The following is a 22,440-nucleotide window of genomic DNA, read 5'->3' on the forward strand; positions in this document are numbered from 1 at the left end:
CTCCTAGACCGCCGCCGAGCCGACGCGGCCCTTGCGCAGTGCATCAATGACCGCTTCTTTCGGACCGTCGGCAACGACCCGGCCGTTGTCCAGCACCAGCAGCCGGTCCACCAGACTGAGCATCGAGGTGCGATGGGTGACCAGCAGCAGCGTCTTGCCTTGCACCCAGCCGTGCAGCTTCTGGCGCAGCAGGTCTTCGCTGCTGTTGTCCATGGCGCTGGTGGGTTCGTCGAGCAGCATGATCGGCGGGTCGAGCAGCAACGCCCGGGCCAGCAGCACGGCCTGACGTTGGCCGCCGGAGAGCAATTGCCCACGCTCGCCCACGGGGCGGTCGAAACCTTGCGGGTGCTGGCGCGCCAGTTCGGTGACGCCGGTCAGTTCAGCGACTTCGAGCATGCGCGAATCGCTGATATAGCGCGCGCCCAGGGTCAGGTTGTCACGCAGGCTGCCGGCCAGCAGTGGCAGGTCGTGGGCGACGTAACCGATCTGCTGGCGCAGGTCGGCGACATCCAGTTGGCGCAGGTCGAGCCCGTCGAGCAGTAGCTGGCCTTCTTCCGGTTCGTAGAAGCCCATCAGCAATCGCGCCAGGGTGCTTTTGCCCGAGCCGCTGCGGCCGATGATGCCAACCCGTTCGCCGGGTTTGAGGCTGAAGCTGACGTTGCTCAGCGCCGGCGCGTTCTGGCCGTTGTAGTGAAAGGTCACGCCACTGACGTCCAGCGCACCTTGCAACTGGGTGCGCTCCAGTGGCCGTTGCTTGCCGTCGCGCTCCTGCGGCAGGCCCATCAGCGCATCGGTGCTTTTCATGGTCAGTTGCGCTTGCTGGTAGCGGGTGATCAGCCCGGCGATCTGCCCCAGTGGCGCGAGTACGCGGCTGCCGAGCATGTAACTGGCGACCAGTGCACCGACGCTGAGGTTGCCGGCGATGATGCTGTAGACCCCGGCGACAATCGTCGCCATCCCGGAAAACTGCTGAATGAACAGCGTGCCGTTGGTCGCCAGCGCCGAAAGGTTGCGCGCATGACTGTCGAGGCGGGTGAGGGCGCCATGGGTGCTTTCCCATTTGTGCTGGCGCTCGCTTTCGGCACTGCACGCCTTGAGGGTTTCCAGGCCGCCGAGGGTTTCGATCAGCAGCGCCTGGCGTTCGGCACCCAGGCTCAGGCTCTTCTGCACGGTGTCGCGCAGGCGCACCTGAATCGCTAGGGCAAAGATGATCGTGATCGGAAACGCCAGCAGCGGAATCACCACCAGCCAGCCGCCGAGCAGGCCGATCACCACCAGCATCAACACCACGAAAGGCAGGTCGATCAGGCTGGTCAGGGTTACCGCCGTGAGGAATTCGCGCAGGCCCTGAAAGTCATGAATGCTCTGGGCGAATCCGCCGATGGTCGCCGGGCGCGCCTTCATCGACATGCCGGTGATGCGTTCGAATAAAGTCGCAGAAAGGATCACATCGGTCTTCTTGCCGGCGGTGTCGAGCAGGTGCGCGCGCACTACCCGCAGGACCAGTTCGAACCCGGTGCCGATCAGCAAACCGATCGACAGCACCCACAAGGTCGAAGTGGCCTGGTTCGGCACCACGCGGTCGTAGGTCTGCATGACGAACAACGGCACCATCAGGCCTAAAAGATTGATCAGGAAACTGGCGAGAATCGCGTCGCTGTAGAGCCATTTCGACAGTTTCAGGGTGTCACGAAACCACGCATGCACCCGTGGCACCAGCGGCGAACGCAAGTCTTCCAGTTCGTGGCGCGGACGGGCGAACAAGGCCTGGCCGCTGTAGTGCTCGGCGAGTTCTTCGCGACTGACCCATTGTTCGCCGCCTTCGGCTTCGCTGGGTAAAATCAGCGCCTTGCCGTCATCGCCAAAGCGCCGCAGCACGGCGGTGCGCCCGTCGTTGAGCAGCAACAGGATCGGCAGGTTCAGCGAGGAAATATCTTTCAACTCTCGGCGCAACAGGCGCGCCTGCAGCCCGGCCCGGGCGGCGGCGCGAGGCAGCAGGTCGAGACTCAGGCGTTGCTTGTTCAGGGGCAGCCCGGCACTCAGGCTGGCGCGGCTGACGATTGCGCCGTGGAGTTTGCAGAGGATCAACAGACCGTCGAGTAACGGATCATCGAAGCTCAGCCGCGGATCGACCCCGGAGTGGCCGGGTTCCATGCTGGTCATATTGATCGCCCCTGTAATGACTGGTCCAACCTGTGGCGAGGGGATTTATCCCCGATGGCTGCGCAGCAGTCCCATGGATCTCATTGCTGCTCAAATCTTTGGGATTGCTGCGCAACCCAGCGGGAGCAAGCTCCCTCGCCACATGGTTTTTCGTTTATTTCAGCTCAGGCAGGCGTGCTTCGTTTTTGACTTCGGTCGCCGCAATCGCATCCGCCGGCAGCACCACCCGTTGTTTGCTCAGCAACTGGCCCATGTTTGCCAGCACGCGGTACATCGAAAATTCCTCGGTGTAGCGGATTTCGGTGTAGCGGCGGTTGGCGTTGTAGAGCTCGTTTTCACTGTCGAGCAAATCGAGCAGGGTGCGTTGGCCGAGGCCGAACTGATCCTGATACGCCGCGCGCACGCGTTTGGTGGTCTCGGCGTATTCGCGGGCGGTCGGGGTCTGCTTCTTCGCGTTTTCCATGGCGTTCCACGCCAGGCGGATGTTCTCGTTGAGCTGACGCAGGGCGTTATTGCGGATATCCATTGCTTGATTGATGTCGTGGGCATTGGCGGCCAGTCGCGCCTTGTCGCTGCCGCCACGGAACAGGTTGTAGTTCATCACCACGCCGACCCGCCATTCGTTGTCGTGGCCTTCATCGCCTTGCACGTTGTTATTCGCGCCGACGGCGGCTTCGGCATCGAAGCGTGGGTAGAACGGCGATTTGGCGACTTCGTACTGGCTCTCGGCCGACTGGACATCAGCCTGGGCGGATTTCAGATACGGGTTGTTGTCGACCATGCTCTGCTGGGCTTCACGCAATTCGGTCGGCAGTTCGCCACGGGTCGAGGCCGGCGTTTCCAGCTCGTCGGGCATGCGCCCGACCACGCTATAGAAGTTGGCTTCGGCGTCAGACAGATCGACTTCGGCGGTATCGAGGTTGTTCTGCGCCAACGCCTTACGCGCAACCGATTGATCGGAGTCGGCGGTGCTGCCGACGCCGCGTTCGGTGCGCAGGCCGATCTGATCGTTAACCCGCAAGTGCGCTTGCAGGTTGTTGCGGGCCAGTGTCACCAGCTCGCGGCGCTTGAGCACTTCGAGGTAGACCTCGATGGTGCGCAGGGCCAGATCCTGAGCGGTGCCTTGCGCGTAGTAAGCGCGCGAATTGGACACGCCTTTGGTGCGCTCGACTTCGTTGGCGGTGTTGAAGCCGTCGAACAGCATCTGCCGCAGGCGCAGCTCGGACTGGGTGTAATTGAGGATTTCGGTATTGTGATTACCGAAGGCCCGGGTGTTGGTGTTGTCGCTGTAGCCACGGCCATAGGCGGCGTTCAAATCGACGGACGGATAGAAGCCGCCCTTGGCGACTTTGACTTGCTCATCAGCAGACAGGCGGGCGTCCACGCGCGAGGCCAGTTCCGGGTGGGTGGCAATGGTGCTTTGGATCGCTTCGGTGAGGTTCATTGCCTGGGCTTGAGAAGTGCAAGCCATGGCCAGCAAAACCGCGCTGCAGAGGGGGGTTAGAACGCGCATGGGTGCATCTCCCTGAGTCCTGATGGTGTGTTACTGTCGCCAAATATTTGACGAACTTTTAAGGTGTAAGCGTTTCACTCTTGTAACAACAGAGCTAAGAACATCCTGAAGCGTAGCTAAGAAAAAATTTTCATAAGCCTTATGCCGAAAAAAACTTATGCGCTTGGCGAAAACCGGCACATTGTTCAGGACGAAAGCCTTTGTTTCATGCGCTTTAGGGAGCACAAAAAGGCTTGAGGAAAGTTCCATTCACTTTGCGACATACGGCGAAGTAATGCTGAAGGGGAGGGACGCGTAGCGGCAGATGAGCGACAGTTTTTTGTCACTCGGGTGATTCACCACCGTTACGTAGCGTTAGTGGGCGTATGGCTTTTGATCAGGATGCGGAAGTGCTTGATCGCACTGATGTTTCCGAAAAAAGCCACCTGCGAAACGAACTGTTGAAGGTGCGAGCGTCGCCTCCAACAACCCGATTGAGCCATGGGCTGCTTCGCTTACCAGTGCCGACGGTGGTCGGCAGCGGAGGATTTCACATGGCAACGCTCATTGGCACAGTCACTAAAGTCATTGGCCAGGTTTTCGCTCAGTCGGCCGACGGTACTAAGCGCGCACTGGTTGAGGGGGATCGCCTGTTTGTCGGCGATCAACTGATCACCGGCGCGGAAGGCGCTGTCGCCGTTCATCTGCAAAACGGCCAGGAACTGACCCTCGGACGCGGCAGCAGCATGACCATGACCGGTGAACTGCTGGCGGGTCAGGCGGCGCATGTAAATGCCGCGGAGGCTGTGACACCGAGCGACGCGCAATTGACCGACGTCGAGCAAATCCAGAAAGCCATCGCCGCCGGTGACGACCCGAGTAAAACCGCTGAAGCCACCGCGGCCGGTCCGAATGCCCCGGGGGGCGCACCGGGAGAGGCGGGCGGCGGTCACAGTTTTGTCTTGCTGACCGAAGTCGGCGGACGCGTCGACCCGATCATCGGTTTCCCCACTGCCGGGTTCGGCGGTATTCCTGAATTCCCCGAAGAACGCCGCAACGCGGTGATCGACAACGGTGACAACACCCCGGCAGTAGTGGTGCCGCCACCGGTGAACAATCCAGTGACCCTTACCGGCCTGAATGTGGCGGGCGGCGAACTGAACCTCAGTGAAGCCAATCTGCCTGACGGTTCGTCGGCCAACCCGGGCGCACTGACGCAAAGCGGCAGCTTCACGGTGTCGGCGCCGGACGGTTTGACCAGCCTGAGCATCGGCGGCATCAACCTGATCAATGGCGGCGTCGCGGTCGGGTTCCCGCAATCGGTCACGACGCAACTGGGCAACACCCTGACCATCACCGGTTACAACCCGGCGACGGGCGTGGTCAGTTACAGCTACACCCTCAACGGCAACGAAAGCCACGCGGCCGGCGACGGCGCGAACAACCTCAGCGAACAGTTCACGGTGATTGCCGGCGACAGCAACGGCGATACCGCGACAGGCACGCTCGACGTCAACATCACCGACGACGTGCCGAAAGCGTTCGATGACAGCGATGGCACGGCGTCAGAGACTCAACTGACGCTGACCGGCAACGTCCTGACCAACGACGTGCAAGGCGCGGACCGCGTACCGACCGGGCCGGTAACTCCGGGCACGTTCACCGGTACTTACGGCACCTTGGTGCTTAACGCCAACGGCACGTACACCTACACCCTGAACACCAGCGATGCTGATTTCAAAAACCTGCACGGTGGCGGCAACGGCACGGAAACCTTCGCCTACACCATCACCGATTCCGACGGTGATACCAGTACGGCGAATCTGGTTTTGCAGATCCACAACAACGACGATCCGGTAGTCATCAATGGCCTGAACGTCGAAGGCGGCGAGCTCACCGTCTACGAGAAAAACCTCACTGACGGCAGCGCACCGGATTCCACCGCACTGACCCAGAGCGGCACGTTCACCATCACCGCACTCGATGGCGTCACCACGCTGACCGTCGGCGGCATCGCTGTCGTCACCAACGGCGTGGCCGCAGGTTTCCCGCAATCGGTCACCACGCCGCTGGGCAGCACGTTGACCATCACCGGCTTCAACGCGGCGACCGGCGTGGTCAGCTACAGCTACACCCTGGTCGATACCGAAGCCCACCCAAGCGCCAACGGCGCGAACAATCTGCCTGAGCAGTTCGCCGTCACCGTAGTCGATGACAACGGCACCACCGCCAATGCCACCCTCGACGTGAACGTGATCGACGACCTGCCCAAAGCGGTCGATGACAGCAACACCGGCACCGCTGCCGAAACGAATCTGATCTTGACGGGCAACGTGCTGACCAACGACGTGCAAGGTGCCGACCGTGTGCCCACCGGTCCAGTCACTGCCGGGACTTTCACCGGCACCTACGGCACCCTGGAACTGCATACCGACGGCACGTACACCTACACCCTGAACACCAACGATGCCGACTTCAAAAACCTGCACGGTGGCGGCAACGGCACGGAAACCTTCGCCTACACCATCACCGATTCCGACGGCGATACCAGCACCGCGAACCTCGTCCTGAACATCCACAACAACGACGATCCGGTGATCATCAACGGCCTCGATGTGAATGGCGGCGAACTCACCGTTTACGAGAAAAACCTCACTGACGGCAGCGCACCGGATTCCACCGCGCTGACCCAAAACGGCACGTTCACCATCACCGCACTCGATGGCGTCACCACGCTGACCGTCGGCGGCATCGCCGTCGTCACCAACGGCGTGGCCGCAGGTTTCCCGCAATCGGTCACCACGCCGCTCGGCAGCACGTTGACCATCACCGGTTTCAACGCGGCGACCGGCGTGGTCAGCTACAGCTACACCCTGGTCGATAACGAAGCCCACCCAAGCGCCAACGGCGCGAACAATCTGCCAGAGCAGTTCGCCGTCACCGTTGTCGATGACAACGGCACCACTGCCAACGCCACCCTCGACGTAAACATCGTCGATGACCTGCCGAAAGCGGTCGATGACAGCAACGCCAGCACCGCGTCGGAAACCTTGCTGACCCTGACCGGCAACGTCCTGACCAACGACGTGCAAGGCGCCGACCGTGTGCCCACCGGTCCTGTCACTGCCGGGACTTTCACCGGCACCTACGGCACCTTGGAACTGCATACCGACGGCACGTACACCTACACCCTGAACACCACCGATGCCGACTTCAAAAACCTGCACGGTGGCGGCAACGGCACAGAAACCTTCGCCTACACCATCACCGATTCCGACGGCGATACCAGCACCGCGAACCTCGTCCTGAACATCCACAACAACGACGATCCGGTGATCATCAACGGCCTCGATGTGAATGGCGGCGAACTCACCGTTTACGAGAAAAACCTCACTGACGGCAGCGCACCGGATTCCACCGCGCTGACCCAAAACGGCACGTTCACCATCACCGCACTCGATGGCGTCACCACGCTGACCGTCGGCGGCATCGCCGTCGTCACCAACGGCGTGGCCGCAGGTTTCCCGCAATCGGTCACCACGCCGCTCGGCAGCACGTTGACCATCACCGGTTTCAACGCGGCGACCGGCGTGGTCAGCTACAGCTACACCCTGGTCGATAACGAAGCCCACCCAAGCGCCAACGGCGCGAACAATCTGCCAGAGCAGTTCGCCGTCACCGTTGTCGATGACAACGGCACCACTGCCAACGCCACCCTCGACGTAAACATCGTCGATGACCTGCCGAAAGCGGTCGATGACAGCAACGCCAGCACCGCGTCGGAAACCTTGCTGACCCTGACCGGCAACGTCCTGACCAACGACGTGCAAGGCGCCGACCGTGTGCCCACCGGTCCTGTCACTGCCGGGACTTTCACCGGCACCTACGGCACCTTGGAACTGCATACCGACGGCACGTACACCTACACCCTGAACACCACCGATGCCGACTTCAAAAACCTGCACGGTGGCGGCAACGGCACAGAAACCTTCGCCTACACCATCACCGATTCGGATGGCGATACCAGCACCGCCAACCTCGTCCTGCAGATCCACAACAACGACGATCCTGTGGTCATCAGCGGCCTCGACGTCAACGGCGGCGAACTCACCGTCTACGAGAAAAACCTCACTGACGGCAGCGCACCGGACGCCAACGCGCTGACCCAAAGCGGCACGTTCACCATCACCGCACTCGATGGCGTCACAACCCTGACCGTCGGCGGCATCGCTGTCGTCACCAACGGCGTGGCCGCCGGTTTCCCACAATCGGTCACCACGCCGTTGGGCAGCACGTTGACCATCACCGGTTTCAACGCGGCGACCGGTGTGGTCAGTTACAGCTACACCCTGGTCGATAACGAAGCCCACCCAAGCGCCAACGGTGCGAACAATCTGCCTGAGCAATTCGCCGTCACCGTGGTCGATGACAACGGCACCACCGCCAATGCCACCCTCGACGTGAACATCGTCGACGACCTGCCAAAAGCCGTGGATGACAGCAATACCGGCACCGCGTCGGAATCTTTGCTGACCCTGACCGGCAACGTCCTGACCAACGACGTGCAAGGCGCGGATCGCGTACCGACCGGGCCGGTAACTCCGGGCACTTTCACCGGGACGTACGGCACCTTGGTGCTTAACGCCAACGGCACGTACACCTACACCCTGAACACCAACGATGCCGACTTCAAAAACCTGCACGGCGGTGGCAACGGCACGGAAACCTTCGCCTACACCATCACCGACTCCGACGGCGATACCAGCACCGCCAACCTCGTCTTGCAGATCCACAACAATGACGATCCGGTGATCATCAACGGCCTCGACGTCAATGGTGGAGAACTCACCGTCTACGAGAAAAATCTCAGTGACGGCACCAGCCCCGACACTCCGGCGCTGACCCAGAGCGGCACCTTTACCGTGACCGCCCTCGATGGTCTGCAAACCCTGACCGTGGGCGGCATCAACGTGGTCACCGGTGGCGTGGCCGCCGGTTTCCCGCAATCGGTCACCACGCCGCTGGGCAGTACCTTGACCATCACCGGTTACAACCCGGCCACGGGTGTCGTGAGTTACAGCTACACCCTGGTCGACAACGAAACCCATCCGAACGCCAACGGTGCCAACAGCATCTCCGAGAACTTCAACGTGGTGGCGACGGACACCGATGGCAGCACGGCCAGCGGCCAGATCAACGTCAACATCGTCGATGATTTGCCCAGCGCCCATCCTGACGCCGCGTCTGTGGTGGAGGGCGGCACCGTCAGCGGTAACGTTCTGGACAACGACATCGGCGGCGCCGACGGCCCGGCCGTAACCGGTGCGGTGGTCGGCGTGCGTGCCGGCGCAGACACCTCGACTTCGGCCATCGGCGGCCTCAACAGCAACATCAACGGCACCTATGGCTACCTGACCCTGGACGCCAACGGCAACGCCGTCTACCACAGTAATCCGAATGCGGTGAATGGCCCGGGCGCGGTGGATGTGTTCACCTACACCGTGCGCGATTCCGACGGTGATGAAAGCACCACCACCATCACCATTGATGTCGCCAACAGCAAACTGTATGCAACCAGTGACACCGACGTCACTGTCTACGAAAAAGCGCTGGACCTGACCAAGGACGGCGCGGACCTGGCCGCCGGTACGGTCACCGGCAGCGATCCGGCCAGCACCGGCGAAACCGCGTCCGGTACCTTGGTCGGCTCGGTCACCGGTGCGGTCGGCGCGATCAGCTATGCCTTGGTCGGCAGCGCCACCGGCAACTACGGGCAGATCGTCCTCAACCCCAACGGCACGTACACCTACACACTGACCTCAGCGGCCACCACTACACCGCATGCCGACGACGGCGCCAACACCCTGACCGAAACCTTCACCTATCAGGCCACCGATTCGCTCGGCAACATCGTCAACAGCACCATCGTCGTCAGCATCGTCGATGACGTGCCGAAAGCCGTGAACGACAGCAACGCCAACAGCGCCTCGGAAACGCAACTGACCCTGACCGGCAATGTGCTGACCAACGATGTGCAAGGCGCCGATGTGGTCGCGACCGGCCCGAATGCCGGGCCGATCACTCCCGCTACTGTCGTCGGGACGTACGGCACCTTGGTACTCAACGCCAACGGCACGTACACCTACACGTTGAACCCCAACGATGCCGACTTCAAAAACCTGCATGGTGGCGGCAACGGCACCGAGACGTTCACCTATACCCTGACCGATGCCGACGGCGACACCAGCACCGCCAACCTGGTGCTGAACATCCACAACAACGACGATCCGGTGCTGCTCAACGGCCTCGACGTCAATGGCGGCGAACTCACCGTCTACGAGAAAAACCTCAGCGACGGCACCAGCCCCGACACCCCGGCGCTGACCCAGAGCGGCACCTTCACCGTCACCGCTCTCGATGGTCTGCAAACCCTCACCGTCGGTGGCATTGCCGTGGTGACCAATGGTGTCGCCGCAGGCTTCCCGCAATCGGTGGTTTCGCCACTGGGTAGCACCTTCACCGTCACCGGTTACAACCCGGCCACCGGTGTCGTCAGTTACAGCTACACCCTGGTCGACAACGAAGCCCACTCGACCGGCAGCGGTGCCAACAGCCTCACCGAAAACTTCAACGTGGTGGCGACGGATACCGATGGCAGCACCGCCAGCGGGCAGATCAACGTCAACATCATCGACGACTTGCCGACCGCCAAACCCGACACCGGTTCGGTGGCGGAGGGCGGTACGGTCAACGTCAGCGTGCTCGGCAATGACATCAGCGGGGCCGATGGCGCGGCCACGGTGGTCGGTGTGCGTGCCGGCAGCAATACCGGCACCTCGGCCATCGGCGGTCTCAACAGCAACATCAATGGCAACTTCGGTTACCTGACCCTCGATGCGGCCGGCAACGCCGTCTATCACAGCAACCCGAACTCGGTGAGCCCACCAGGCGCCACTGACACCTTCACTTACACCATCCGCGACAGCGATGGCGACGAAAGCACCACCACCATCACCATCAACGTCGCCGACAGCAAACTCGTGGCGTCGGTGGACCAGGACGTGACGGTCTACGAAAAAGCCCTTGACCTGACCAAGGACGGCCAGGATCTGGCCCCCGGTACGGTCACCGGCAGCGACCCGACCAATACCGGCGAAACCACCACCGGCACGCTGGTCGGTGCAGTCACCGGCGGCAGCGGCGCGATCACTTACACCCTGGTCGGCAGCGCCACCGGCACGTACGGTCAGATCCAGCTCAACGCCGATGGCACTTACACCTACACCCTGACCTCGGCACCGAAAACCACGCCGAACGCCAACGATGGTGCCAACACCCTGAGCGAAAGTTTTACCTACAAAGCCACCGATGCGCTGGGCAACAGCACCACCAGTACGATCGTGGTCAACATCGTCGACGACGTGCCCAAAGCCGTGGCCTCGGATCGCTCGGTGGCGGCGGTGGAGATAGACTCCAACATCCTTATCGTCCTCGACATCTCCGGCAGTATGGCCGACGCCTCTGGCGTACCGGGCCTGTCGCGGCTGGCCTTGGCCAAGCAGGCCATCAGCGCCTTGCTCGACAAGTACGACGACCTCGGCGATGTGAAAGTGCAGCTCGTCACCTTCAGCAGCAACGCCACCGACCGAACCACGGTATGGGTCGATGTGGCCACAGCGAAAACCATTCTCGCCGGACTCACCGCTGGCGGTGGCACCAACTACGACGCTGCCGTGGCGACCATGTACAACGCGTTCAACACCTCGGGCAAACTCACCGGGGCGCAGAACGTCGGTTACTTCTTCTCCGACGGCAAACCCAACGAGGGCGATATTGGTACTGCCGACGAAGCGACGCTCAAAGCCTTCCTCGATGCCAACAACATCAAGAACTACGCGATCGGCCTCGGCAGCGGCGTGAGCAACGCCAACCTCGACCCGCTGGCGTATGACGGCATCAGCCACACCAACACCAACGCGGTGGTGGTCACCGACCTCAATCAACTCAACTCGGTGCTGTCCGGCACCGTTGAAGGCGCGCCGGTCACCGGTTCGCTGCTGGGCGAGGGCGGGACGTTCGGCGCCGATGGCGGCTTCATCAAATCCATCGTGGTCGACGGCACCACCTACACCTATGACCCGCGCGCCAACAGCGGTCAGGGTTCGCTGACCGCAAGCGGCGGCACCAACCACGGCACGTTCAATACGGTGAACAACAGCCTGAGCATTGCCACCAATAACAGCGGCACGCTGGTGATCAACCTCGACACCGGTGACTACAGCTACACCTCACAGAAAACCACGACCACGGTGATCACCGAGAACATCGGCTTCACCCTCAGCGACAACGACGGCGACCTCGCCAGCTCGACCCTGACCGTGAAAGTGATCCCCAACGCGCCGCCAGTGGCGATGGACGACCACGTCATCACCAACGTGTTGTCTGGCAACATCGTGGTGCCCGGCGAGTTGCTGCTGGTCAACGACACCGATCCGAATGGCGATACCCTCAACGCCACGCCCACCAGTTTCAACACCGGCTGGGTCTCGAAAGCGGCGGACTTCACCGGCACCGGGGCGATCAACTTCACCGGCACCAACGTCAACACCGCCGCCAACCAGAACCTGGCCAACGTGCGCAATGCGTTCAGTGCCAATGCCGCGACCATGACCGCCGTGCTGGTGGTCAGTGGCTATCTCGGTGCAGTGACCAACAGCAACGCCAACGATGAAGACCGCATCACCGTCAATCTGCGCCAGGGCGAAACCCTCAACCTGGATCACAACCTGGCGGCCGGTTACGTCAGCATGGAGTACTCGATCAACGGTGGCGCCTACATCGCGCTGGCGGATGGGCAAACCCTCACCGCGACGTCGGACGGGGTCTACCAGATCCACATCACCAACATCTCCAACCCCAGCGGCGGCGGTAACCCCAACGCGGCAGAAAACTATCAACTGACCATGACCCTCAACTACGCCGGGGCCCACGACATCACCCCGGACTTCAACGGCACCTACACCGCCAACGACAACCACGGTGGCAGCGACACGGCCAATGTGACCATCAGCTATCAGGACGGCCACACCCTCACCGGCACCTCGGGGGATGACGTGCTGGTGGCCGGCACCGGCAACAACATCCTCAACGCGGGCGATGGCAACGACGTGCTCACCGCAGGCTCAGGCAACAACGAGCTGCACGGCGGCGCGGGTAACGATTTGCTCTACAGCGGCCCAGGCAATGATCTGCTCGACGGCGGCACCGGCATCGACACGGTCAGCTATGCCCACGCCACCGCCGGGGTTACGGTCAACCTCGGCCTGCTCGGTGCGCAAAACACCCTCGGCGCCGGCACCGACACCCTCAGCAACATCGAAAATCTGGTCGGCTCGAACTTCAACGACACCCTCACCGGCGACAACAATAACAACGTGATCAACGGCGGCCTGGGCAACGACATCCTCAACGGTGGCGGTGGCGATGACCTGCTGATCGGCGGCCTGGGCAACAACACCCTGACCGGCGGGCCGGGCGCGGACACCTTCCAGTACCTCAAGGGCAACAGTGGTCACGACACGATCACCGACTTCACCCCCGGCACCGACAAGCTCGACCTGTCGCAACTGCTGCAAGGTGAAAACGGCACCACCGCGTCGCTCGACGACTACCTGCACTTCACCGTCACCGGCAGCGGCGCCTCGGTGCTCACCAGTATCGACGTCAGCGCCCTGGCTGGCGCCACGCCGAACCAGACTATCGACCTGGCCGGTGTCAACCTCGCCAGCCATTACGGCGTAACGCCGGGGGCGGGCGGGGTGGTCGCTGGCGGACACGACACGGCGACGATCATCAGCGGGATGTTGAATGACCATTCGTTGAAGGTGGATACGGTGTAAGCAAAGTCCGAAACGACAAAACCCGCCGCTCCGATGATCGGGGCGGCGGGTTTTTCATGCTTTACGCCAGGGCGCTCGTCCTTGCTGACATCATGGCAGGTATCAAAAAACAGAATCTATGATTGCCCGCTATCAGAGGCCACTCCCGACGGCTGGGGCAACACGATTGTCTGCAGTGCTCCGGTGTAGGGTGGCAGTTCATTGAGGGTTTCCATCGCGCCATTCACATTTGTGCTTCCTTTGCTCAGGCCGATGGTGAAGATGCCAAAATCGTTACCGATGCCATTGTCCTGGTGATTGACGATATAGAGCCTGACAGATTGACGAGCGGCAACCGTGAACGTAAGCGAGAAGTCATATTTGGTGCCGTTTTTAGGAAGTTCACGAACGACTTGCGGGCTATTCGGCAAGCTGGTGGTGAGTGCCGGAATCGGATTGACCAGATTGGTGTTGGGAAACTCGCGGATGTGACAAGCCTTCATTGTGAACGTGTAGGTGCCGGGCGCCAGCACAAAGTCCTGGTAAAAAATGGCACCCGAATAGCCTGTGGAGGGGGCTACGTCAGTGAAGTTGAAGAACGCCCTCTCGCCTGCATGGACGCGAATTGATCCGCTTCGGGCTCCCGTGTAGAGGTCCCAGCCGTTGTAAGTGCTGTCCTGAAAGTCGGTCATGTGCGAGAGGGTCAGCGTTCTCGCCGAAGACTCTGGAGTCGAGCCATCTGCTGACCTGACCGTATAGCGATGGTCTCCAATATCCTGATCAGTCAGCGTACGGCTCCAGTCGCCTTGAGGGTTTACGTCGAATGTGACTATGGCAATACCATTGTCACGCAGCGTGATTGCCTGATTGGCAGTGCCCTTGCCCGTGAGCATGAGTGTGGTTGCGGTGGTAGTCGCACCGTCGGGGATCTCCGGGCCGCTGGCGGAATGACCTTTCACCGAGATGATGGTCGGATCCACCTGTTTGACGGTTCGGACGCTATAGCGGCGCACCGGAAACCCAACCGCCGTCGCCGCATTCGCCACCCCATCAAAATTAACCTTGAACGTCACCTTCAACTCGCTGCCATCTTTCAAGTCTTTCAACCAGTCCAGCGGCACCGTCCGGCTCAAGCCTGATGCACCCACGCCCACTTCACCGCGAAGGTCGTCGAAGGTCACGGTCTGGTCCTGATTGTCCTTGCCTTCGTACTGCAACCACAGCCGCTCACCTTCGACGTGCGGCCATGCCGCAACGGTAAGCTGGGCGGTGGGCTGTAACAGCAGGATGTCGAGTTCATTGCCGGTCTTGCCATCAATGGCCGGCGTCGGCAAACGTGTATCGCCCTCGGTAATTTTCGACACGCTCAGGTTCAAATCAGGCGACTTGCCTTTCTGTGCGTTATCGCGATTCAGGTTCCACCGCAACCGAATTTCCTTGCCATGCCTGGCTGCCAGGAACGCCGGACTTAATACAGTGTTTGTGCGTTTATTATTGTTGAACGGCACCAATGGAAACTGCGGTGCGCCTGCCGGTGGGTTGACCTCCACCAGCCGCGCTTTGTCGCCTGGCAGAGCGCCCAGATATTCGACCCGGATGGTCACGCCTTGCGGATAGGCCAGCGCGTCGATCGGGCTCACCGCCGGTTTCAGCAGCACCGGCGGCAACAACTCGATAACCTCTGAGCCGGTAACTTCGGCCACGGCATTTTTCGAAGTGGCGAAGACGTTGCCATTTCTCAGCAATTCGTACTTCGCCCGCACCACGCTGCTGGCGATTACTTTGGCGTTGGGTACCATCAGTTTGTAGGTGAACGGGATGCGTCCGACCTCTGCCTCCACCGTATGCGACACCACCGTTTCATTGGGTCTGCTAGCGGTATAGGTCACGCGGATTTTATCGTTGGGTTGCCACAACGGAGCAAAGGTGTGGACCAATACGGTCAGGTCCTTGCCGGCGAGTTTGTCCAGATCGATGGTGCTCGGGTCGTCGCTTGGGTCATCCGGATCCTCGGCCAGATCGGGGGCGACCAGGCGAGTTTCCTTCAGGTTCACATCGACCTCCACCGTGCCGGAGTAGGGCGAATCGGTGTCCGGCCCGTTGCCGAGCTGGTCGGTGACGGTGTAGGAAAAGATGAACTTCGGGTTGTCCCCGGCGCGCAGGAACACCGCTTCCTCGACCATCACGCAGACCCTGGTCGGCTCGGCCGAGGGAATGGGCGGGGCCTCGGCGGCGGTCACGGTGTGCGGGACATCCTGACCGTTGCAGTTCAATCGGATCTGGTCGTAGGCGCGGCAGTAAGGGTAGGCGAAACACACTTGCACGCCTTTTTTGGCGCGGTCGGCGTCGATGCCGTCATCGAGCACGTCCTGGGGCAGGATCAGTTGCAGTTCGGAATGGGCGCTATCGCCGGGCGAGCGGTCCTCGATGCCGGGGCGGATGGTGTTGTACAGCAGAGTCAGCTCCGGCGTGGAGGTGCCTTTGTTCTCGCTGATGCGGGTGATGGTGTAAACGAGGGTATTGACGCGATCAGTCAGCAGCAGGCCCTTGGGCAGATACAGGGTGTGACGGGAATTTTCTTCGCCAGCCAGGACGGTCTTTGTGGCTTCGGTATCGGCGCCGTTGAGCCGTAGCCGAATGACATCGCCTTCTTGCAGCGTGCCAGATTGCGGCGGGTCGACGACGATGGTCAGGCCCATGGGCTTGAGGTCGTAGACATGTTTGGGCACACCATAGACAGCACCGACCACCGGGGTGGTGGCGTCTGGAGCGTGGGGAGGGAATAGCGCCAATATGGTGTTGTCGCTGGATTTGGCTGTGGCCATGTTTACGGCTCCTGGACGGTGGGCGGGCAGGAGTTATCAGAGCGCTTTGTGGGGGAAAGCGCACCTGTCAGATCTGACAGGTGCGGAGCGTTTTTCGACGAGCGGTGGCCTTGGTGCTGTCTGTTGTATCTTCAGAGGTCGATCGAGTGGAGGGTATCAGGGCTTTTGCAGCGTCTTCTGCCGAAGAATATAAACCGTCACCAACACCGCACTGGTCAGCATGAACCCCCGTGCCCACGGCATCGGTACCAGGTAGCACGAGAACAGAATGCTCGCCCACATCAGCCCGATCGCGTAGACCTTGCCCTTGAGCGGAATGCCGTTGCCGTCGAGGTAGTCGCGAATCCACGGACCCAGTTTCGGGTGTTCGACCAGCCAGCGATAGAAACGCGGAGAGCTGCGGGCGAAACAGGCGGCCGCCAGCAGGAGGAAAGGAGTGGTAGGCAGTACGGGCAGGAAGATCCCGATCACCCCCAATGCCACGCTGAGCCAGCCGATGGCCAGCAGGATGTAGCGCAACATCAGGGGGCGGTTGCCTATGGGGTTGTCCATAGGCCGGAGCTTAGTGGTGACGTGGCTTGAGGATCGCCGGTTTTTCGTCAGGCGCCTGGCACAGCAGGTACAGCGCAGTCAGGGCTTCCGGAATTTGCACGATCATGTCGTCCATCAGGTTGGCGTCCTTGGCGATGTCTTCGAACTCTGGCTGTTCGTCGAACAGGCCCGAACCGACCATGATCGGCAGGAGCATTTCGCTGACCTCTTCTTCGGCGGTTTCGAACCAGGCCGCTTCACGCAGGAACACGCCTTCCATGAAACCGATGCACCAGCCGCGCAGTTCGGAGTCGTCCGGCTCGTCGCCCAGATCCAGTTCGCATGGCAGCTCGAATTCTTCGTCGGACGCCAGTTGACGGGCGATGTGTGCCTTGAGGCCGATCAGGGTGGCTTCGATCTCTTCGCGCTGGGCGTCGCTGCTGTAATGCGGCTCTTCAGCGAACAGGGCGTCGATCCACTCACGCTCCGGTACCTCTTCTGCGCAGATCGACAGCGCGGTCAGGTACCCGTGGGCGGCCACGTAATCCAGCGCCTCGTCATGCAGCTCGTCGGCATCGAGGAAAACTTGCAGGCGGGTCAGTTGCTCAGCGAAGGACATTACGGGGCTACCTTGGGGGAATAAACAATGCGGGAATTCTAGGCCTTCTTGCGCGCTCAAGCCAGCCGCACGGCAGATTTGCCGTAATTACAGGCAACACCAATAACCCTGTGGGATTTATGTGACAGGTTTGAGGGTGTCTTCTCAGCGGCACCCCCTGCCGGGGAGGGCTCGGGTATACTGCCGCGTTTTGCGCTCCCTGCTCGTATTGCGATTGTCTGGCAATGCGCTCTTACGTTTTGTTTAAGCAGCCTTGGCTGTCCTGAACCAGCCTGTGCAGGGATGTTTCGGTAGATTTTTGGAGTTTTTATGCTCGAACAGGCTCAACGCGTCCTCAAGGACATCTTCGGCTACGACAGTTTCCGTGGCCGTCAGGGTGCAATCATTGAGCGCGTGGCCAGCGGCGGTGATGCGCTGGTGCTGATGCCTACCGGTGGCGGCAAGTCCCTGTGCTTCCAGGTGCCGGCGCTGCTGCGCGAAGGCCTGGCAGTGGTGGTGTCGCCGTTGATCGCCTTGATGGACGATCAGGTCGCCACCCTCGAAGAACTGGGCGTAGCGGCCGCCGCATTGAACTCCACGCTCAGCGCCGAGCAACAGCGCGACCTCGCAGCCCGTATCAAGCGTGGCGAAGTGAAGATGCTCTATCTGGCGCCCGAGCGCCTGGTGCAGCCGCGCATGTTGTCGTTCCTGCAAGGGCTGAACATCGCGCTGTTCGCCATCGACGAAGCGCACTGCGTGTCGCAATGGGGCCACGATTTCCGTCCGGAATACCTGCAACTGGGCCAGTTGGCGGAAATGTTTCCCGACGTGCCGCGCATTGCCCTGACCGCCACCGCCGACAAGCGTACCCGCGAAGAAATCGTTACCCGCCTGCATCTGCAGAACGCCGAGCGTTTCCTGTCGAGCTTCGACCGGCCGAACATCTTCTATCGGATCGTGCCCAAGGAGCAGCCGCGCAAGCAGTTGCTGGCGTTCCTCGCCGAGCGGCGCAGCGATGCCGGCATTGTCTATTGCCTGTCGCGCAAGAAGGTCGAAGAAGTGGCGGCGTTCCTCAGCGAACAAGGCTTCCCGGCGCTGCCGTATCACGCCGGCCTGCCCAACGATCTGCGTGCCTATCACCAGAAGCGTTTCCTCAATGAGGAAGGCTTGATCATGGTCGCCACCGTCGCGTTCGGCATGGGTATCGACAAGCCCAACGTGCGCTTTGTCGCACACCTCGATCTGCCGAAATCCCTTGAGGCGTATTACCAGGAAACCGGGCGTGGTGGCCGTGACGGTCTGCCGGCGGATGCGTGGATGGCCTACGGTCTGCAAGACGTGGTGATGCTCAAGCAGATGCTGCAGAACTCCGAAGGCGATGAGCGGCACAAGCGTCTGGAGCAGCACAAGCTCGACGCCATGCTTTCGCTGTGTGAAGAAACCCGCTGCCGTCGCCAGACGCTGCTGGCCTACTTCGATGAAGACATGCCCGAGCCGTGCGGCCATTGCGACAACTGCGTCGATGGCGTGCAGACCTGGGACGCCACCGAGCCGGCACGTCAGGCGTTGTCGGCGATTTTCCGCACCGGCCAGCGTTATGGCGTAGGTCATCTGGTGGATGTTTTGCTGGGCAAGGACAACGAAAAGGTCCGCAGCTTCGGCCATCAGCATCTGTCGGTGTACGGCGTCGGCAAGGCGCTCAGCGAAAGCGAATGGCGTTCGCTGTTTCGCCAGTTGGTCGCGCGCGGGCTGGCCGATGTCGATCACGAAGGGTATGGCGGGCTGCGTTTGAACGACAGCTGCCGACCACTGCTCAAGGGTGAAGTGACCCTGGAATTGCGCCGCGATCTCAAGCCGCAAGTTACCGCCAAGACCACCAGCAAGAGCCCGGCCAGCCAATTGGTGCGCGGCGAGGAGCGCGAACAGTGGGAAGCGTTGCGCGCCCTGCGGCGCAAACTGGCGGAAGAGCACGGCGTGCCGCCGTACGTCATCTTTCCCGACTCGACCTTGCTGGAAATGCTGCGCAGCCAGCCGACGTCCCTGGCGGAGATGGCCCGGGTCAGCGGCGTCGGCGCGCGCAAGCTGGAACGCTATGGCGAGGCGTTCCTCGAAGTGCTCGGCGGCGAGGCCGAGGCACCCAAAGCGGTGGCCGACGTGCGCCACGAATTGATCACCCTGGCCCGCGCCGGCATGACGCCGTTGCAGATCGCCGGGCAGTTGCAGTGTTCGGAGAAGAACGTCTACGCCATGCTCGCTGAAGCCATCGGCAAGCAGCAGTTGTCGCTGGAGCAGGCGCTGGATTTGCCGGAAGACTTGATGGGCGAAGTGCAGGATGCCTTCCTTGATGGCGAGGGCGAGTTACCGTCGGTCGCCGAGGTGGCCGAGCTGTTTGCCGGGCGTGTGCCGGAGGGCGTGCTGTACTGCGTGCGGGCTGCGCTGCAATCTGAATTTGAAATGTGAGAGGGCGATTGCGCCAGACGCCAGACAGTTGTAACGATTCAGTACAGGTCGACTCTTGCCTATAACTGCAGGCCATGCTTAGCTGACTAATAATTAGTTTTTCTCTATTTGTCAGTCTAACCATGAGTGTTTTATGCCGTTAACCGATCAACACCGCTTTGGCATGCAACTGGCCCAGATGTCCCGTGGCTGGCGTGCCGAACTGGACCGCCGCCTCGCGGGTCTGGGCCTGTCCCAGGCACGCTGGCTGGTGCTGCTGCACCTGGCGCGCTTTGAAGACGCGCCGACGCAACGTGAGCTGGCGCAAAGCGTCGGTGTCGAAGGGCCGACCCTTGCACGCTTGCTCGATAGTCTGGAAAGCCAGGGCCTGGTGCAACGCCAGTCCGTGATGGAAGACCGTCGGGCGAAAAAAATCGTGCTCTGCGCGCCCGCCTTGCCGCTGATCGAACAAATCGAAACCATTGCCACGCAACTGCGCCACGAATTGTTCGAAGGCGTCGACGAAGCGGATCTGAAGGTGTGCATGCGCGTTCACGGGCACATTCTGGGCAATCTGGAAAAGTCTTGAGGCATAACCGCGTGCCGGTTTTTTGAGGGATCGCGCTGAGCAGACTATAAGAACTACTGGGCAATATCGTGTTCGTACCGGATGTGCGAACGCATAGAAACCGGTTTTGCTTATTTAAGGGATGCTCATGCTCGCAAGTTGGCACGTGGTACTGCGCGGTGGCGCCAAAAGGTTGCTGGTCGCTGGTGTATTCAGCTATTCGACCGCGTCGGTGGCCCTTGGGCTGGGTGACATCACGGTTCATTCAGCCCTCAATCAGCCGCTCAAGGCCGACATCGCGCTGGTGGATGTCGGCGCGCTCACCCAGAGCGATCTGTCGATCAGCCTGGCGACGGCGGATGAGTTCGGTCGCGCCGGGGTCGAGCGGGTGTTCTTCCTCAACGACCTCAAATTCACGCCGATTCTGCACGGCAGTCGCCAACTGGTCCGGGTGACCTCGAGTAAACCGGTCAACGAACCTTTTCTGAATTTTCTGGTGCAGCTCAATCAGCCCAATGGGCGCCTGCTGCGCGAGTACACCGTGTTGATCGACCCGCCGGGCTCGCCCGGTATCGTACCGGCCACCGATGAGCCGGATCCGCGCCCGCAATCCTCTGAATTCCCCACGGTCGAACCGACCACCGCGCCGACTCAGGCAGCCCAGGGCAAACGCGCAGTGGCGCCGGTGCCGCCACCGCCCGCCGCAGCGGCCAGCGATGCGCTTGCCGAACAGCTGGCCGCCAGCACCCTGCACAACCAGCAGTTGCAAAAAACCGTCGATGAATTGAACGCAAAACTGCAGGAACAGCAGGCGCTCATCGCCGATGGCAAGAAACAGTTGGGTGAACTGCAGACCCGACTGACCGAACTGCAGAAACCGCCACCGCCTGCGGTGGTCACGCCGACGCCGGCCCAGGTGGCTGCGCCGGTCGCCGCGGCTGACGACTCCCCGAATGGCTGGTGGCTGGGTGGTTTGTTGCTGTTGCTTGGCGGACTGATTGCCGGCGTGGTTATTCGCCGTCGTCGTCAGTCAAAACAGGATGAAACACCGCTGCCATTGTGGCCGTCCGGCAACGACACGCAAATCGAGGAAGTGGCCGACAGTCATCCCGTCAGGCCCCACGCTACAGCCGAGCATCGCGAAGAACCCGCGGCGGGCGATGTGCTGGAAGCGGTGGGGATTTATCTGGCGTACGGACGGCTGGGTGAAGCGGTTGGCCTGCTGCGCGAGGCTTTGCACAAAGAACCGCAACGCATCGACCTCGGCCTGAAACAGCTGGAAGTGCTCGGGCGTCAGGGTGATAGCGCAGCGTATGAGCAACAGGAACAGCACCTGCGTGAACTCGGTGTAGAGGCCGCAGAGCTGCAGGCGGTGCGCGAGCGTCATCCGAAACTGTCGAGTGCTGCGCCATTGGCGACTGTTGCGCCGGTGGCTGCCAGTGTCGCGCCGGTGGTTGTCGCTGAGCCTGAGCCGGCAGCGCCCGAAGATCATTTCGAGCTGAAGCTGGATGAATTGTCGACGGCCGCCAGTTGGGATCTGGAGGACAGCCGTGCGGCGCCGCCGCGATCAACGCTGGACGAAGCACCGCAGGGTAGCCGTCTGCAAGTGCTGCCGCAGGACTTTGAGCTTCCGGCGGCCAGCGAAGAAGCGGAGCTGGAATGGATCCCCGAGCCCGAGGCTCAGCCGCTGGACGATGACTTTCTCAACGAGTTTGCTGATCCGCCGCCGTCGCTGCCCCTGGAAACGCTGGAGCTGCAGATGCCGGAAGAGGAGGGCGATGCAGGTGCCGGCAAGCTCGAGCAGGCACAGAACTGCATTGATGACGGAGACATCGACAGTGCGATTGCGTTGCTCAATGAATTGCTCAAGGAGGGCGACGAACCCCTCAGGCAAACCGCTCGAACCTTGTTGGCGGGGATTCGTTGATTGTTGAGTCACCGGTATT

The 22,440-nt window shown here is 61.4% G+C and carries 9 protein-coding genes; 4 read left to right on the forward strand and 5 right to left on the reverse strand.

Annotated elements, in window-relative coordinates; translation table 11 throughout:
• Positions 1-3: 3 nt before the first annotated feature.
• Positions 4-2,163: a type I secretion system permease/ATPase gene (locus PseuLF5_RS09290; protein WP_267805952.1), complete on the reverse strand. Its 2,160-nt coding sequence runs from the start codon at positions 2,161-2,163 to the stop codon at positions 4-6.
• 154 nt (positions 2,164-2,317) lie between these two features.
• Positions 2,318-3,676 (reverse strand): TolC family outer membrane protein, encoded by a 1,359-nt coding sequence (locus tag PseuLF5_RS09295; RefSeq protein ID WP_340133389.1) that lies wholly within the window; start codon positions 3,674-3,676, stop codon positions 2,318-2,320.
• 533 nt (positions 3,677-4,209) lie between these two features.
• On the opposite strand from PseuLF5_RS09295, the gene PseuLF5_RS09300 reads away from it, so the two are divergent.
• Entirely contained in the window at positions 4,210-13,554 is a 9,345-nt protein-coding gene (locus tag PseuLF5_RS09300; RefSeq protein WP_340133390.1) for a retention module-containing protein, read from the forward strand.
• A 116-nt stretch (positions 13,555-13,670) separates the two neighbouring features.
• Here PseuLF5_RS09300 and PseuLF5_RS09305 read toward each other — a convergent pair whose 3' ends face one another.
• The 3 genes from PseuLF5_RS09305 to PseuLF5_RS09315 all read right to left on the reverse strand — a co-directional run bounded on the left by PseuLF5_RS09305 (position 13,671) and on the right by PseuLF5_RS09315 (position 17,508).
• Positions 13,671-16,358, reverse strand: coding sequence for a hypothetical protein (locus tag PseuLF5_RS09305; protein WP_340133391.1), 2,688 nt, complete (start codon positions 16,356-16,358; stop codon positions 13,671-13,673).
• Between the two features lie 156 nt (positions 16,359-16,514).
• Entirely contained in the window at positions 16,515-16,910 is a 396-nt protein-coding gene (locus tag PseuLF5_RS09310; protein WP_123465627.1) for a YbaN family protein, read from the reverse strand.
• 10 nt (positions 16,911-16,920) lie between these two features.
• Complete coding sequence (locus PseuLF5_RS09315) at positions 16,921-17,508, reverse strand: UPF0149 family protein (RefSeq protein ID WP_123465629.1); 588 nt, start codon at positions 17,506-17,508, stop codon at positions 16,921-16,923.
• 309 nt (positions 17,509-17,817) lie between these two features.
• Here PseuLF5_RS09315 and recQ point away from each other — a divergent pair, with 309 nt between their 5' ends.
• The 3 genes from recQ to PseuLF5_RS09330 all read left to right on the forward strand — a co-directional run bounded on the left by recQ (position 17,818) and on the right by PseuLF5_RS09330 (position 22,421).
• A complete protein-coding gene (gene recQ / locus PseuLF5_RS09320) occupies positions 17,818-19,947 on the forward strand; it encodes a DNA helicase RecQ (protein WP_322373964.1) in 2,130 nt (709 codons plus the stop codon).
• A gap of 133 nt (positions 19,948-20,080) precedes the next feature.
• Positions 20,081-20,515 (forward strand): MarR family transcriptional regulator, encoded by a 435-nt coding sequence (locus PseuLF5_RS09325; protein ID WP_027613988.1) that lies wholly within the window; start codon positions 20,081-20,083, stop codon positions 20,513-20,515.
• Between the two features lie 127 nt (positions 20,516-20,642).
• On the forward strand, positions 20,643-22,421 hold the full coding sequence (locus PseuLF5_RS09330; protein WP_340133392.1) for a FimV/HubP family polar landmark protein: 1,779 nt from the start codon (positions 20,643-20,645) through the stop codon (positions 22,419-22,421).
• The last annotated feature ends 19 nt before the right edge of the window (positions 22,422-22,440 follow it).

The organism is Pseudomonas sp. LF-5, assembly GCF_037626295.1.
GTDB lineage: Bacteria > Pseudomonadota > Gammaproteobacteria > Pseudomonadales > Pseudomonadaceae > Aquipseudomonas > Aquipseudomonas monsensis.